This is a genomic window from Pseudomonas sp. NPDC087817 (assembly GCF_044742875.1).
GTDB lineage: Bacteria > Pseudomonadota > Gammaproteobacteria > Pseudomonadales > Pseudomonadaceae > Aquipseudomonas.
Genome location: NZ_JBIUVJ010000003.1, coordinates 40,358 through 55,554, shown reverse-complemented (window position 1 = coordinate 55,554; position 15,197 = coordinate 40,358). Strand labels below are relative to the sequence as shown.

15 protein-coding genes and 1 pseudogene are annotated in these 15,197 nt (G+C 60.2%); 10 read left to right on the top strand and 6 right to left on the bottom strand.

Translation table 11 applies throughout. The features are described from left to right. The first annotated feature begins 235 nt into the window (after positions 1-235). Positions 236-550, top strand: coding sequence for a hypothetical protein (locus tag ACIONG_RS03995; protein WP_103305738.1), 315 nt, complete (start codon positions 236-238; stop codon positions 548-550). Between the two features lie 33 nt (positions 551-583). Next, positions 584-892, top strand: a pseudogene (yecR, locus tag ACIONG_RS03990) (YecR family lipoprotein). 35 nt (positions 893-927) lie between these two features. On the opposite strand, the gene ACIONG_RS03985 reads toward yecR, so the two are convergent. Then, positions 928-2,556 (bottom strand): hybrid sensor histidine kinase/response regulator, encoded by a 1,629-nt coding sequence (locus ACIONG_RS03985; RefSeq protein ID WP_401296891.1) that lies wholly within the window; start codon positions 2,554-2,556, stop codon positions 928-930. Between the two features lie 114 nt (positions 2,557-2,670). Here ACIONG_RS03985 and ACIONG_RS03980 point away from each other — a divergent pair, with 114 nt between their 5' ends. After that, positions 2,671-3,273 carry a LuxR C-terminal-related transcriptional regulator gene (locus ACIONG_RS03980; protein ID WP_401296889.1) on the top strand — a complete coding sequence of 201 codons (603 nt, stop codon included), beginning with the start codon at positions 2,671-2,673 and terminating at the stop codon, positions 3,271-3,273. 38 nt (positions 3,274-3,311) lie between these two features. On the opposite strand, the gene ACIONG_RS03975 is transcribed toward ACIONG_RS03980, so the two are convergent. Next, the gene (locus tag ACIONG_RS03975; protein ID WP_401296888.1) at positions 3,312-4,310 is read right to left on the bottom strand and encodes a bile acid:sodium symporter family protein; all 999 of its coding nucleotides are present in this window, start codon (positions 4,308-4,310) and stop codon (positions 3,312-3,314) included. 83 nt (positions 4,311-4,393) lie between these two features. On the opposite strand from ACIONG_RS03975, the gene ACIONG_RS03970 reads away from it, so the two are divergent. Both ACIONG_RS03970 and ACIONG_RS03965 read left to right on the top strand, forming a co-directional pair. Continuing rightward, on the top strand, positions 4,394-5,182 hold the full coding sequence (locus tag ACIONG_RS03970; protein WP_401296886.1) for an AraC family transcriptional regulator: 789 nt from the start codon (positions 4,394-4,396) through the stop codon (positions 5,180-5,182). A 252-nt stretch (positions 5,183-5,434) separates the two neighbouring features. Then, positions 5,435-5,908 (top strand): hypothetical protein, encoded by a 474-nt coding sequence (locus ACIONG_RS03965; protein WP_401296884.1) that lies wholly within the window; start codon positions 5,435-5,437, stop codon positions 5,906-5,908. Here the strand turns inward: ACIONG_RS03965 and ACIONG_RS03960 are convergent. Continuing rightward, positions 5,905-6,867, bottom strand: coding sequence for a Dyp-type peroxidase (locus tag ACIONG_RS03960; protein WP_401296882.1), 963 nt, complete (start codon positions 6,865-6,867; stop codon positions 5,905-5,907). The two genes, ACIONG_RS03965 and ACIONG_RS03960, sit on opposite strands and share 4 nt — an antisense overlap. A gap of 195 nt (positions 6,868-7,062) precedes the next feature. On the opposite strand from ACIONG_RS03960, the gene ACIONG_RS03955 reads away from it, so the two are divergent. Continuing rightward, positions 7,063-8,037 (top strand): TerC family protein, encoded by a 975-nt coding sequence (locus ACIONG_RS03955; RefSeq protein WP_401296880.1) that lies wholly within the window; start codon positions 7,063-7,065, stop codon positions 8,035-8,037. A 73-nt stretch (positions 8,038-8,110) separates the two neighbouring features. Here the strand turns inward: ACIONG_RS03955 and ACIONG_RS03950 are convergent, their stop codons facing one another. Further along, positions 8,111-10,348 carry an ATP-binding protein gene (locus ACIONG_RS03950; RefSeq protein ID WP_401296878.1) on the bottom strand — a complete coding sequence of 746 codons (2,238 nt, stop codon included), beginning with the start codon at positions 10,346-10,348 and terminating at the stop codon, positions 8,111-8,113. Continuing rightward, complete coding sequence (locus ACIONG_RS03945) at positions 10,345-10,959, bottom strand: biliverdin-producing heme oxygenase (protein ID WP_401296876.1); 615 nt, start codon at positions 10,957-10,959, stop codon at positions 10,345-10,347. Before ACIONG_RS03945 ends, ACIONG_RS03950 begins: the two co-directional genes overlap by 4 nt. 276 nt (positions 10,960-11,235) lie before the next feature. Between ACIONG_RS03945 and ACIONG_RS03940 the strand changes: the two genes are divergently transcribed. Then, the gene (locus ACIONG_RS03940; RefSeq protein WP_401296874.1) at positions 11,236-11,856 is read left to right on the top strand and encodes a LysE family translocator; all 621 of its coding nucleotides are present in this window, start codon (positions 11,236-11,238) and stop codon (positions 11,854-11,856) included. On the opposite strand, the gene ACIONG_RS03935 is transcribed toward ACIONG_RS03940, so the two are convergent. Further along, positions 11,853-12,266 carry a VOC family protein gene (locus tag ACIONG_RS03935; protein ID WP_401296872.1) on the bottom strand — a complete coding sequence of 138 codons (414 nt, stop codon included), beginning with the start codon at positions 12,264-12,266 and terminating at the stop codon, positions 11,853-11,855. The two genes, ACIONG_RS03940 and ACIONG_RS03935, sit on opposite strands and share 4 nt — an antisense overlap. Before the next feature lie 112 nt (positions 12,267-12,378). On the opposite strand from ACIONG_RS03935, the gene ACIONG_RS03930 reads away from it, so the two are divergent. From ACIONG_RS03930 to ACIONG_RS03920, 3 genes are read left to right on the top strand one after another with little or no spacing between them, the layout of a single operon-like run. Beyond that, the gene (locus tag ACIONG_RS03930) at positions 12,379-13,461 is read left to right on the top strand and encodes a bifunctional transcriptional activator/DNA repair enzyme AdaA (RefSeq protein WP_401296870.1); all 1,083 of its coding nucleotides are present in this window, start codon (positions 12,379-12,381) and stop codon (positions 13,459-13,461) included. A 32-nt stretch (positions 13,462-13,493) separates the two neighbouring features. Further along, on the top strand, positions 13,494-14,291 hold the full coding sequence (locus ACIONG_RS03925) for an isocitrate lyase/phosphoenolpyruvate mutase family protein (RefSeq protein WP_401296868.1): 798 nt from the start codon (positions 13,494-13,496) through the stop codon (positions 14,289-14,291). 1 nt (position 14,292) lies between these two features. Continuing rightward, on the top strand, positions 14,293-14,910 hold the full coding sequence (locus tag ACIONG_RS03920; RefSeq protein ID WP_401296866.1) for a DNA-3-methyladenine glycosylase family protein: 618 nt from the start codon (positions 14,293-14,295) through the stop codon (positions 14,908-14,910). The last annotated feature ends 287 nt before the right edge of the window (positions 14,911-15,197 follow it).

Genomic DNA, 15,197 nt, shown 5'->3' with positions numbered 1-15,197 from the left:
TGACCGGCAGTTATTCCGACCAGTTCAACAGCACTCAGTAATACCTCTTTCGGCCCAACGGACGGCTTCGACTTGCCGTCTGTTCGGCGCCGCAGTAGCACATTTGTGCTAATCGACCGCTGCGCCACCCGACGCTATATTCCCCTGCAACCCCCGATGTTCCCCAACGTTGCCCTCTCGCAGCGTGCGGGACCGTTGTGCCTGGAAATCAGAACAACACCAAGGAAGAAACACCATGAAACTGCATACCCAGCTCTGCAAAGTCGCCGTTGTCGGCGCCCTCCTGATCGGCGTCGGCGGTTGCCAGACCGTCAAGCCCAGCGAAGCCAGCATGAAAGAGCGCGCTCAGACCGTCATCGGCAAACCAGTGTCGAAAATCGACAACGTCCGCAGCGACAGCACCCTCACCTACTACACCGCCTACACCCCGGCCGGTGAGTACAACTGCGAATTGCCAAGCGGCGCCATCATCGCGGTCGCGAGCATGGGCATCATGACGCCGCCGCTGTCATGCCTGCCCAAAGGCGCCTCGCCGATTCCATTCCAATAATCCCACTTCCTCGGTAAAGGACTGCGTTCCATCATGAAAACCCTGATCGCAACACTCACCCTCGCCACCCTGTTCCTCACCGGCTGCGCCACCCCGAAACAATGGGAAGCCACCGGCGGCAGCAAAAACGATGGCGTCGTCCAGGTCTCCTATGAGCTGGGTCAATTCGAAAGCGGCCAGACCAGCGCCGAACAAGGCCTGACCGTCGCCGCACAACGCTGCAAGACCTGGGGCTACTAAAACGCCGAGGTCACCGGCTCGGAGAAAAACATCTGCCGCACCATGGGCCAGTACAACTGCCTGCAAACCACCATCACTCAGGACTATCTCTGCAAACGCTGACGCTTGCCCCATGTAGGCGCAGCGTGCCGCAGCGCCTACAGCGTTTCCGCGACGGGCGCTGCTTGCCGGTCGCGCAGGGTTCGCAAGGTCGTGCGCAGCTCGGCCGGGCGTACCGGTTTGGACAGGATGGCAATTTGGCGGTCGTGCAAGGCCGCCTGTATTTTTTCGATGTCATGCCCGGTGATGATCATCGCCGGCACCGCCCAGCCGCGCTGGCGCCGCACATCGTCAATGCATTCGATGCCCGTGGCATGGGTACCGAGATCATAGTCAGCGACGATGATGTCGCAATCGGTGACCAAGTCGCGCCCCGTCAGTTCGGCCTGCACCACACAGCCCCAACGCTCCAACAACGCCGACGTGGCCATCAGCACGTTGCGATCATCCTCCACCAGACACACCTTCAACCCGGTCAGCAGACCGACCTGTCGCGCATCATCGCGAATGACTGATTGCAGCGGTGGTGCCGCCATGGGCAACCCGGACAAAGTGACCGCCGTCCCGCGCCCCAGCCGTGAGCGCAGCGCGACCTCCAACCCGATCAATTGCCCCAGACGCTTGACGATCGACAGGCCCAGCCCCACACCCTCGACGTCTTTGTCACGTAGCTGGCGAACCCGGTAAAACTCCTCGAATACCTTCGGCAGATGCTCCTCGGCGATGCCATTGCCCTGATCGTAAATGACGATAGCCAGCCCGGCTGCGCGCCTGCGCACACCGATCAGCACCGGTCGCTGCGCGCCGTACTTGAAGCAGTTGGAAAGCACGTTCTGCACCATGGTCGCCAGCAGCGCCGGATCGGTGCGCACCCAGTATTCACAAGGTCGCAAACGCAACTCCACGCCCGCCCAGCGTGCCGCTTCGGCGTTCTGCCGAATCAGCTCCGCGAGCCATTCGCCCAGATGCACGGTTTGCAATTTCGGCAGGATCCGCCCGTTATCGAGGGTGTACAGATCGAGAATCGAACGGAACAACTGCGACACGTTGAGCAGTGAACGGTCGATGTTGTCGACCAAGCGTCGCTCTTCCTCACCCAATCGCGACTCACGCAAGCACGCAGTAAACAGGCCGATGGAGTGGATAGGCTGGCGCAGGTCATGGCTGGCCTGGGCGAGAAACCGCGACTTCTCCAGATTGGCCGCGACCGCTTCTTCGGACGCCTTGCGCGTGCGCTCAAGCAACAAGTGCGCATAGAACGGAATCACCGTGCTGGTGATCATCAGCATCAACACCATGAACGGTTGCGCCTGCCACACGGGCGTCAGCCGATAAACCGCGAGCAACGCCAGCAATGCCAACACCGTGGCAATCGCCAGATAACGCGAGCCGTAACGCATGCCGTTGCCGAGGTTGACCCAGATAATCACCGCATACAGCGGCAATGCCGCTTCGCCACCGACCACCAGACCGAAGCAGGTGCCGGTGTAATCGTGGACCATGGCAAAAATCCGCCGCGCTGGATAATGCCCAGGCCAACGCACAATCGTCTGGCGCAGCACAATCGAGGCCAGCAAAAACAGGCAGATATAGGTGACCACCGGCAGATAGGTATCGAAGCGCTGGGCCGGTAAGACGCCCAGTACGCCGATGTAAACCAACGCGATGCTGGCGATGATAATGCGCAGATTGGCCTGATCGAGCTCGGTGTTTTTCTCGAACTTCATGGTGAACGTCCTTGTGCCGCAATCGTCATATTCAGCACAAACCGACAGGCAATGCCCGCACCGGGTGCTAAGGTGCATGCCATCAGCAACACCCGGCCCAGGGAGGGTCACGCCATGACATGCCGAATTATCATAGCCGACGATCACCCGTTGTTTCGCGAGGCGATGTTGCGCACGGTGCAGCGCCTGCTCCCCGACGCAAATATTGAACAGGCTGGCGACCTCGACGCCGTACTGGCTCTGCTGCCGTGTGGCGACGAGCCGGATAGCCTGATTCTGGATCTGCGCTTTCCCGGCCTGACCTGCGTCAGTCAGCTCGCCGAACTGCGTCGCCGCTTGCCGCGCACCACGCTGATCGTGGTGTCGATGGTCGATGACGAGGCGTTGATCAGCGACGTCATGGCGGCGGGCATCGATGGCTTCATCGGCAAAAACATCGCACCAGACGAAATCGGCCAGGCGATCCTGGCAATTCGCGAAGGTGAAGTGCTGGTGAAGTTTGCACCGTCGGGCTTATTGCCGCTGGAGACCGGTGCGGCGCTCACGCCCCGTCAGCAAGAGGTGTTGCGGCTGATCGCGCAAGGCAAGACCAACAAGGAAATCGCCCGTGAACTGGATATTTCGCCGTTTACGGTCAGGATTCATGTGTCTTCATTGCTGCGCATACTGAACGTACCCTCACGTGCTGCCGCAGCCGTGAAGAGTCGCTCTCTGTAGGAGCTGCCGCAGGCTGCGACAGCTCCTGCAAGTCAGCGTTATGGATCGACTTGCGCCATCAACTCAGGCACCGATTCCGGACGTTTCGCATAACGCTGCGCAAGCACCGCACACACCATCAATTGAATCTGATGGAACAACATCAACGGCAGGATCAACACACCAATGGTGCTGACGGCAAACAACACCTGCGCCATCGGCACGCCGGTCGCCAGGCTCTTTTTCGAGCCGCAGAACAGGATGGTGATGCGGTCTTCCTGGTTGAAACCGAACGCCTTGCCCAGCAGGGTCGACGCGAGCAACACCAGCGCCAGCAAGATACAGCAGACCACCACCAGCCCCAGCAGCTCGATGAGCGGAATCTGATGCCAGATGCCTTCGTTGACCGCCTCACTGAACGCGCCGTAGACCACCAGCAGAATCGAGCCCTGATCGACAAATTTCAGCCAGTTCTTGTTGCGCCCTACCCACGCACCGATCCAGCGCCGGGCGATCTGCCCGGCGATAAATGGCAGCAGCAGTTGCACGCTGATTTTCAGGATCGCATCGAGGGTCGAGCCGCCGTCGCCATGCACGTTGAGCAGTAGGGTCACCAGCAACGGCGTGAGGAAAATCCCGAACAGGCTGGACGCCGCAGCGCTGCAAATCGCAGCCGGGATATTGCCCCGCGCCAGCGAGGTGAAGGCAATCGCCGACTGAACGGTGGCGGGCAATGCGCACAGGTAGAGCATGCCCATGTACAGCTTGTCGCCGATCAACGGCGACAGCAGTGGTTTCAGCGCCAGCCCCAGTAGCGGGAACAAGACAAAGGTCAGGCCGAACACCAGCAGATGCAGGCGCCAGTGACCGGCACCGGCGATGATTGACTCGCGGGAAAGCTTGGCGCCGTGGAGGAAAAACAGCAGCGCGATGGCGATGTTGGTCAACCAGCCGAAGCCGACCGCGACCTGACCGCTGGCTGGCAGAAAACTGGCCAGCAGCACAACGCCGATCAGCGTCAGGGTGAAGTTATCGGGAAGGAATCTAGGGCGCGTCATGATGTGTTCATCCGGGGTTGCCAGGGCGTGCCAGCGACTTTAACGTGACAGGGAATTACCGACTAACGCCGAAGAGCCTGCAGATGCCGCCGAAAGGACAGGACAAAAGCTTTCGACGCAGCATTCCCGGGCTGCCCAGCCTGCCGCGCCCGCTGTACGGGCGCACCGAATCGCTGCCCAATCGCGCGCTGACCCGGCGTCACAGCCACCCGTGGGTGCAATTGTCCTATGCGATTCAAGGCGTACTTGAGGTGCAGACCAGCGCGGGGCGTTTCGTTGCGCCGCCGGAACGCGCGGTGTGGATTCCGGCCGGCGTACCGCATCGGGTATTCAGTTCGCCGCACACCGAGATGCGCAGCCTGTACATCGATTGCAACGTCGCCTCGCGGCAGATCGAGCGCTGTCATGTGCTCGGCGTCAGCGATCTGCTCAGGGAGCTGATCCGCGCCTTCAGCCAGGTGCCGGTGGAATACGATGAGCGCGGCGCTCACGGGCGTCTCGCCCAAGTGATCCTCGATCAACTGGCCGACGCACCACACATCGACCTGATGCTGCCGCTGCCCCAGGACGCCCGTTTGCGCCAGATCTACCAGAGCCTGGAGCAACACCCGGAACAACAGACCACGCTGAGCCACTGGAGCGAGAAATTCGGCGTCACCGAAAAGACCCTCACGCGTCTGTTTCTGCGCGATACCGGCCTGACCTTCCGTGCCTGGCGCCAGCGCTTGCGCCTGCTCGGTGCGCTGACGCCACTGGAGAAAGGCGAACGCGTCACCGACGTCGCGCTGGCCTGCGGTTACGACTCGACGTCGGCGTTTATCGCGGCGTTTCGCCAACAGTTTGGGGAAACGCCGGGAGAGTTTTTTCGTTGAATATTCAAGGCACTTCTTTCTAGCCTCCTTCAACCTCGTTAAATCAAGCCCATTCAGGGTTTGATCGATATTCTTTTATCAAGACTGCCCCTTAATACCTCGGTGCCTACACACCGACCACCAAAATACAACTGTCATAACTGACAGTTGTGCAATGAATCGGCAGAAAGTAGTTTTTAACTGCATGCCTAAATTCTAAATGTCATGCAGTTGTATCTCCGAACGCTTACCGAATCCTCAGGAGTTCGTAACATGAACTATTCCAATAAACATATTACGCTCGGCGTTGATAAAGACATGCGCCGACTGCCGCTCACAGAAAAACACACCACAGAAGACGTGTATTTCAACGCAACATTCACGCCCCCCCTGCCTGCAATAGATAAGTTCAACGCCAACAGATTTATCTATGGCTCTTTGAGTGAAGATACAATCAGCATCATCGGCCGCCACGTTTTCGACGAATCCATGGATTTCCTCTCATTTGTTCTACCCCGAGACCTGAAAAATGGAACACACCCAATCGTCCAATGGGGCGAAGGCGGAGTAAGCGCCCTGGTTGCGACAAGTACCGTGCCGTACGACGGTCGCGACGGAGAACTGACGATAACTCAAGATAAAAACCGAAATACAGCCCACGCAACTTTCAACTTCGACATCACCTACGCAGGTGACACATATAAAGTAAACGGGGAGCTATTCGTCGTCGCTACCGGCCCTCTTTAGCACTCTTCCTTAGAGCACCTGGCTGCCAGCTCTTCCAATAAATCGGCTGATGGCACGAAGTACAGGCTACCGGTCACCGCCGTGCTGAAATCCAGCAGCTTGTCGTAGTTGCCCGGTGGTTTGCCGACGAACATGTTTTCCAGCATCTGTTCCATCGGCGCTGGCGAACGCGCATAACCGATAAAGAACGTACCGAACTCCCCGGCTCCCGGCCGGCCGAACGGCATGTTGTCACGGAGGATCTTCACCTCCTCGCCGTCCGCTGTGGTGATTGTCGTCAGCGCACTGTGGGAGTTGCTCGGTTTGACCGAGTCATCCAGTTCGATATCGGACAATTTCTTGCGCCCGATCACGCGCTCTTGCGCCTCGACACTCAGTTCATTCCACGCACTCATGTTGTGTAGATACTTCTGCACCAGCACGTAACTGCCGCCGCTGAAGTCCGGATCCTCATCGCCGACGATGGTGAAGTTCACGGCTTTGCGCCCGACCGGGTTTTCCGTACCGTCGACAAAACCGATGATGCTGCGCATGTCGAAATAGCGGAAACCCTGGACCTCATCGACCACGGTCACGGCATCGCCCAGCGCTGCCATGATCTGCGTGGCCAACTCGAAACACAGATCCATTTGATCAGCGCGGATGTGCAGCAGCAAATCGCCGGGGGTCGCCGGGGCGTGGCGCCCGGCCGCGCCAAATTCACGGAAACCGTGGAGTGCCGCTGGACGCGGGCTGCCGAACAGACGATCCCAGGCATTCGAGGAAAACCCGCAGACGCAGGACAGATTGCCTGCCGGTACGCGTTTGCCCACCGAGCGCACCAGCCCGGCGAGATCAGCGCACCAGCTCTTTACGGTGTCGTTCGCTGCGGTGCCGGCATTGAGCGTCGCGACGATAAAAATCGCGCTACTGGTGATCGGGCTGCACACCGCTTGCGGTTCCAGAGTGTCATCGGTCATCGCTGAAAGTACCGCTGCGCAAGGGGTGCGCCAAGGGCTCGCCCCGGTGAAAGAGGAAGGGTCGGATTGCCGCTGGCGGCCGACACTTCGTTTTTAACGAACTCTGCCCCAGAAATAAACGATTTTTCTTTGCCGCGAACCCGTCGCTAGCATGGCTTCGTCTGACCCTCATCGAACAAGACAGGGAGCGCGAACATGCCAGCCACCCACATCAATATCGGCGAACCATGGATGTGGGGCGCCTTCATCGTTTTCGTTCTGGCCATGCTGGCATTGGACCTGTTTGTGTTCGGCGGACGCAAGGCGCATCGGGTGTCCGTGCGCGAAGCCTTGTCCTGGGTCATTGCATGGTGCCTGTTGGCATTGAGTTTTGCGGCGTTGCTCTGGTGGTACCTGAACGGTACGTTTGGCAGTGAAATCGCGCAGCAGAAAACCCTGGAATTTCTCACCGGTTATCTGATCGAGCAGTCACTGTCTATCGACAACATGTTTATCTTCGTGATGATCTTCAGCTACTTCGCCGTGCCACCGGAGTTACAGCGTCGAGTGCTGCTGTACGGGGTGCTCGGGGCGATCGTGATGCGCGCGGTGATGATTTTCGCCGGCGTCTGGCTGGTCTCCCGGTTCGAATGGCTGCTGTATGCCTTCGGCGTATTCCTGATCATCACCGGGATCAAGATGCTGGTGTTTGCCGATCAGCAACCGGATCTGGACAACAACCCGTTACTGCGCTGGGTGCGCGGGCATTTACGCATTACCGGCGGTTTTCATGGCGAACGGTTTTTCGTCCGGCAAAACGGCGTGCGCTGGGCCACGCCGATGTTTCTGGTGCTGGTGCTGATCGAGGCGAGCGACCTGATGTTTGCGGTGGACAGCATCCCGGCGATCTTCGCGGTAACCACCGACCCGTTCATCGTGTTCACCTCGAATATCTTCGCGATCATGGGCCTGCGGGCGCTGTACTTCCTGCTGGCGGACATGGCTGAGCGCTTTCATTTGCTCAAGTACGGATTGGCGATTGTGCTGGTGTTCATTGGCGGCAAGATGACGCTGATGCCGTGGTTCCACCTGCCGGTGGAGTGGTCGCTGGCGGTGGTGGGAAGCGTGATTCTCGGCTCGGTGCTGTTAAGCCTGATGGTGAGCAAAAACGCACAACGCAACACGCAATGACAGGTTTGAGACTGCTCGCGAAGACGTCGGGGCAGGCACATCCATGCTGAATGTGCCGCCCTCTGACTGACGATCAGTCCAGTCGCGGCACGGTGAAGCGGAACTCGCTGCCCTGCCCCGGCTCGCTTTCGGCGACGATTTGTCCGCCGTGAGCCTCGACAATACCTTGGGTGATGTACAAGCCGAGGCCGGTGCCGGTCGGGTTGCCTTCCTTCACCGTCCAGTAACGGTCGAACACATGCGGCAGGTGCTCCTTGGGAATGCCCTCGCCGCTGTCACGCACGGTGAAGACGATTTCATCGCCAACGGACGTGGCATACACGCCGACCGTGCCCAGGCGCGGGGTGAACTTGATGGCATTGCCAACCAGATTCGACAGCACCTGAAACAGCCGTTCCGGGTCGGCATGGATGCGCAGATCCGGGTCAGCCGCGAAGGAAATGCTGATGTCCTTGTCCACCGCCAGCGGCGCGAGCAGCGCCTGCGCTTCTTCGAACATCTGGCTGACGTCGAGCTTCTGCGGCGTGATGCTGTAGCGCCCGGCGTCGATTTTCGAGGTGTCGAGGAGGTCTTCCAGCAGCGTGTTCATGCGCCCGGCGGCCTGTTGCATGGTGTCGATGGCCGTGGAGATGCGCCGCGAGGTGTGCGGGCCGTCGGAGCTGAAGGCCTTCTGCATCATGCCGCAGAGCATCGAAATGACCGTCATCGGATTGCGCAGGTCGTGGGAAACCACCGCCACCAGTTCGTCACGGGCGCGCACCGCCTCCTGCTCGCGGCGCACCTGACGCGCCAGGTCGTTTTCCAGCGCTGAGCGGCGCAAGTCATTGGCCGCAAACACGTCGCCATGGCTCCACTTGGTGGAGATCCCGGCCATCTCGACTTTCCAGATTTCGAACGACGTACGCGGACGCAGGCGCAGGCCGGCATCGGAGTTTTCCAGATCCAGCGGCTTGCGCGGATCACCGCTCCAGTTGATGTTTTCCTTCACTTCCGGACGGAACCACAGCACGCCGTTATCCACCGGTTTGGGCAGGCTCATGGCAAGCACGCCGCTGGCGACTTGCTGATATTGCGCGGCAGGTGGGAACACACTGGCCAGATGGTGACTGGCAAAAACCGCCTCGCCGCTTTCCTGCAACCATTTGTGCAGTGCGCGGATCTCATCCGGCTCGGGACAGTTGCCGTAACGGTGCAACTGCTTGTCTTCGATGATCGCGATACCGCCGGCATTGGCCAGCGCCATCAACACTTGCGGCTGATTGGCCAGACCATCGAAAACATTCTGCGGCGAATCGATCATCGCCTGATTGAGCAGCGCCAGCGCCTCGACTTTTTCCTCGCGCTGACGACTGACTTCCAGCGCCTCCATCGCGCTGATCTGCAGCGACAGTACCTGGCCGATGGTCTGGCACGCGGTGCGCAGTTCATGCGGCACATGCAGCGGCTGACGATTGCCGCAACTGATCAGGCCCCAGAGTTTGTCGCCCTTGAGCAGGGAAATGCTCATCGACGACAACACCCCCATGTTCTTCATGTACTGGCAGTGGATCGGCGAAACGCTGCGCAGGGTCGCAAAGCTCAGATCCAGCGGCGTTTGCGTGTCCGGACGCAGCTTCGGCAGCAGCGGCACCGGTTGATAGTCGGCGTTGGGAATGATCCGCAGCCAATTGGTGCGGTACAACTCGCGGGCCTGCTCGGGAATGTCCGAGGCCGGGAAGAACAAGCCATTGAACACTTCCATCGACGGATCGGACGCTTCGGCGATGACCTGGCCGTGGCCCTCCTCCTCGAAACGATAGATCAGCACCCGGTCATACCCGGTCATGGCCTGGATTTCCTTGACGCTGATGTCGTACAGCGCTTGCAGCGACGTGGCTGCTTGCAAACGCTGGAGCATCCGCCCCAGGTTCGTCTGGTTGCCGGCGACATTGCGCGGCTGGAAGTTCTCGACGTGGATCTCCAGCTCCAGAATCAGTACACCCTGGTGCCGGTGCAGCAAGCCTTCGAACGCGCTGCCGTTGAGATGGAAATGCAGCGGCGGCGCATCGAAAAACGCCGGTTGCTGCAAGGCCTCACGCACCTGGCCGGTGTGCTCGTCGCCGAGAAGGCTTTGCAGCGGTTGGCCGATCAGCGCCTCTGGCGTACGGCCCAGCAGGGTTTCGACGTTGGCGCTGACCTGAATGATCGCGAGCGCAGGCTCGCTCACGGTCAATAACAAGCCGTGCGGCTGGATCGCGCCGGGAAACCGGATCGGCTCGTCGGCACAGTTGGCCAGCAACTCTTCAAACGCTTCTTTGTCTTGCGGGGTCATGCCAGTACCTCCCGGCTCTCGAGCCAGCGCTCGAAACAGCTGAATGTGGTTTGTGCAGCTTGCACGACGGCTTCGCGCTCGGCGGCGGCCATTGGACGATTGCCCAGGTATTCGATGAAATCACGCCAGCGGCGGCCGGTGGCGGCACCGTAGATGTCGAGAAATGCCGCACCGTTGTCGGCTTCCAGGCCCAGGCGTGCGGAGATTTCCCGGCGCAGAATTTGCCCGCCCAGCGTTGCACCTTCGAGCACGTACAGCACACCCAGGCAGGCAGCGCTCGAGTCAATCAGCGGCAGTTGATCGCAGAACGGCTGGTTTTCGAGGATTTGAGGGGTAACGCCCAGTGTTTGCAGATCGCTGCGCAAAGTCTGGGTCTTGAGACGTGGCGTCAGGTCGAAATCGTCGGGGACTGAACCACTGCGCTGCAAGGCGTTTTCCAGCGGCTGATAGAAGCCGTAATAAGCCTGCATCAGGCGCACGAATGCGGGTGTATCGAGGGTATCGGAGAAAAAAGGAAGGCGTTTTTCCAGTGCGATGTGCAGTTCGGCAGTGCCGGCTCGCAAATCCTGAAGCACCGGTGGCACATAAACTTCACGGGCCTTTGCTTGCATGTATATCGCTCTTGGTGGGGCCGCCTGGGGCCATTCGGGGTCGGTTGAATGTCGGGTGAAATGTTACACGGCAAACGACATTTCTGACCGTATGGATGGTTTTTTCTGACGAAACCATTGCCCTCGGACTTTTCAGAGTTCAGCGCTGCACAGAAAGTTCGATCTGATTGCCCAATCATCGACGGCTGCTTTACCGCGACAGCGCTGCATGACTGTACGGGTCAGGCGCCGTAGGCCCGTGATAAAAATACGTCTCCCGTCACCGGAGCCCGCCACATGGATCTCGCCACGCTTTCGCTGTTTCTTCCGGCCTGTTTCGCCTTGAACATGGCCCCCGGGCCGAACAACCTGCTATCGGTCAGCAACGCCACCCGTTATGGCTTTCGTCGCGCCTGCTCGGCGGGGATCGGGCGGATTCTGGCGTTCGCCGGGATGATCGCCCTCGCCGGTGCCGGGTTGTCGGTGGTGCTGCAAACATCTGAATGGCTGTTCCATGCGATCAAGATCATTGGCGCGGCGTATCTGTTGTACCTGGCCTGGCAATTGTGGCGGGCCAATACCGAAGCCGAGCAACAGGTGACGGGCGCGGCGGTCGGCTTCTTCGCGTTGGCCCGACAGGAGTTCCTCGTCGCAGCAGGGAATCCGAAAGCGATCCTGCTGTTTACCGCGTTTCTGCCGCAGTTCGTTGACCCTGCCCGGCCGGTGCCGGCGCAATTCGCCGTGCTCGGCGTACTGTTTCTGCTGCTGGAATGGATCGCCATCAGCGCCTACGCGTGGATGGGCCTGCACATGCGCCGCTGGTTTGCCGAACCGCGCGGCAAGCGCCTGTTCAATCGTTGCTGCGCGGGGCTGTTGTCGGTGGCGGCTTCGGTGTTGTTGATGGCGAAGCGGGCCTAAGCCGAAGACGGGCCTTTGAGCTCGACCTGATTGCCGTCCGGATCAAAGCAGTACAGCGACAGGCCGAAGCCCTCGGCACCGAAGCGGGTGGCGGCTGTTTCGACGGGCAGGCCCTGAGACTGCAAGTGCGCGGTCAACGCCGCTTCATCGAACGGTTCGATGCGCAGACAGAAGTGATCGACATTGCGCCGCTCGACACCGGCCGCCCCGCCGCCCTTGCGGCCGAGTTCGCCCGCCAGGTCGACGAGATCGATCATCGACGTCCCGGCGCGCAAGTGCACCAGACCCAGCGGTTCGTTGTGCTTGACCACTTCGGCGCCAAACACCTTGGCGTAAAAATCGATGCTGCGTTGCAGGTCCGCGACGCGCAGCACGATGTGATCAATATGTTGAATCGAAAACGGATGCATAAACCCACCTCCTCACACATTCGGCAGCTTCAACACGGTAGTCCAAGGGACTGCGAAATTCATTGTCGATTTTTCGGTGGAGCCATCGAGAATCTGGTTTTACTCTCAGCTCATGAACATACAAACCGCTGTCCTGCCGCCCCATGCCGAGATGGTTCGCGCCATGCTCGAACGCGACACTGCCTATGAAGGCGTGTTCTTCACGGCCGTGAAAACCACCGGGATCTTCTGCCGCCCGAGCTGCACGGCGCGCAAACCGAAACCGGAGAATGTCGAATTCTTCGCCCATGCCGACGAGTGCATGTCTGCCGGTTATCGCGCCTGTCTGCGCTGCAAACCGCTGGACGCTGCGGCGATTGCGCCGGATTGGGTGCAACGGTTACTCGCGGCAGTCGAAGCGGATCCGGAAATCCGCTGGAGTGACGCGCAGTTGCTGACCAAAGGCATCGAGCCACTGAAACTGCGGCGCTGGTTCAAGCAGCATTTCGGCATGACCTTCCACGCGTGGCTGCGCACCCGCAGGCTCGGCATGGCGCTGGGCGGGATCAAGCAAGGCGCCTCGATCGATCATGCGGCGTTCGATTCCGGCTACGAATCCCTCAGCGGCTTTCGCGATGCGTTCCAGAAGTCATTCCACATCACCCCCGGCCGCGCCGCCAACAGTGAACCGCTGTTGTTCACCCGGTTGACCACGCCGCTGGGGCCGATGATCGCCATGGCTGAACGGCGTGGACTGGTGTTGCTGGAGTTTCTTGATCGGCCGGCGTTGACCCGGGAAATCGAGGAGTTGCAGAACCGTTACGGTTACGTGGTCGCGCCGGGGCACAACGCACACCTGCAGCAGATCGAGCGCGAACTGGTGGAGTATTTCGCCGGCCGCTTGACGCGGTTCACGGTGGCTTTGCACCTGCCCGGCAGCGAGTTCGCCCGGCAGGTCTGGTCGGCACTGTTGCACATCCCCTATGGACAGACCCGCAGCTACGGCGCCATTGCTGCCGGTCTGGGCAAACCCGGCGCCAGTCGTGCGGTGGGCCTGGCCAACGGGCACAACCGTCTGGCGATTGTGGTGCCGTGTCATCGGGTGATCGGCGCGGATGGTTCGCTCACCGGCTATGGTGGAGGACAGCCGCGCAAGGCGTTTCTGTTGAGACTGGAAAACGCTGCGGTGCAGCTCACCCAACAACTGGCTTTCTGACGATTTGATTCAAACCACAAGAAGGGATTTCGATGGACGCGCTCGACACTCGGTTCCACCAATTGCACCAGCAAGACTTGCTGATCCTGACCAACATCGCTGACGCCACCGGCGCGCGACTGGTCGAACATCTGGGCTGCAAAGCCGTTGCCACCAGCAGCGCTGCGGTGGCCTGGGCGCACGGCTACCCGGACGGCAACACCCTGCCCCTCGAACGTCTGGTTTCGACGGTGGAATCGATTGCCCGGGTGATCAGTGTTCCCCTGACCGTCGACGTCGAGGCTGGTTATTCCGATGATCTCGGGCGCGTGGCCGAAGTGCTGGATGCGGTGATCGCCGCCGGCGCTGTCGGGATCAATATCGAGGACGGTTCCGCGGATCCCGAGCTGCTGGCGCGCAAGATCGAAGTGGCGCGACAAGTGGCCGACAAACGCAATATCCAACTGTTCATCAATGCCCGCACCGATGTCTATCTGAAGAGCCTGGTACCGGCCGAGGATCGCGTCGCCGAAACCCTGCGCCGCGCGGCGATTTATCAGGCTGCCGGTGCCGATGGCTTGTTCGCCGCTGGTGTCACCGCCGCCTACGAGATCGAAGCCATCTGCAAAGGCACTTCGATGCCGGTCAACGTGCTGGGCTTCGCTTGCCTGCCCTCGCCTGCCGAGCTGCAAGCGCTGGGCGTACGCCGCTTGAGCGCCGGTTCCGGCATCGCCGAGTTCCTCTATGGCGCGATGGGCGGACTGGTGAAAAGCTTTCTCGCCACGGGCAAGCTCGATACCCACGACTTGAAGGCGTTCACCTACGGCGAAGTCAACGGCTTGCTGAAATAGCATGGCCGACACTTATCAAGCGGCCAGCGCTTTTCTGGCCGCGCTCGATGCCGATTGGCAGCAGCATGTCGCCGCTGTCGGCCCTTGCCTGCATCAGCCGCATCCGGCGCGCGATCCGTATGAGTCGCTGGTGCGGGCGATTGCCTATCAGCAGCTGCATGCCAAGGCTGGCGATGCAATTGTCGGGCGGCTGGTGGGCCTGTTTCCCAGGCAATCGTTTCCGCGACCTGAACAAATCCTCGCGACGGGTTTTGATCGAATGCGCAGCTGCGGGTTTTCGGCGGGCAAGATCGCGACCATTCAGGGGATCGCTCAAGCGACGCTGGACGGTGTGGTGCCGGATTACGCGACGGCGCTGGCGATGGCGGATGAAGCACTGATCGAGCGGTTGGTCAGCCTGCGCGGGGTTGGCCGCTGGACCGTGGAGATGTTGTTGATCTACAGCCTGGAGCGGATGGATATCTTGCCGGCGGATGATTTTGGCGTGCGTGAGGGCTATCGCCGGTTGAAGGGGTTGGCGGTGCAGCCGACGCGCAAGCAAATGGTTGAGATCGGGTTGGCGTGGAGTCCGTATCGGACGGTGGCGGCCTGGTATTTGTGGCGGGTACCTAAGGTTTAGACCGCGTTATCGTTCATCGCTGGCAAGCCAGCTCCCACAAGGTCGGTGGTGAATATAGAGTCCTCAAGCAATACAAGTCCTGTGGGAGCTGGCTTGCCAGCGATGGCGATGGGTCAGATGACATTGATTCAAGCTGCGCCGACGCCTTCGCGAGCAGGCTCGCTCCCACAAGATCGGTGGTGAATGCAGAGTTATCAATCAATACAAGTCCTGTGGGAGCTGGCTTGCCAGCGATGGCGGTGGGTCAGATGACATTGATTCAAGCTGCGCCGACGCCTTCGCGAGCA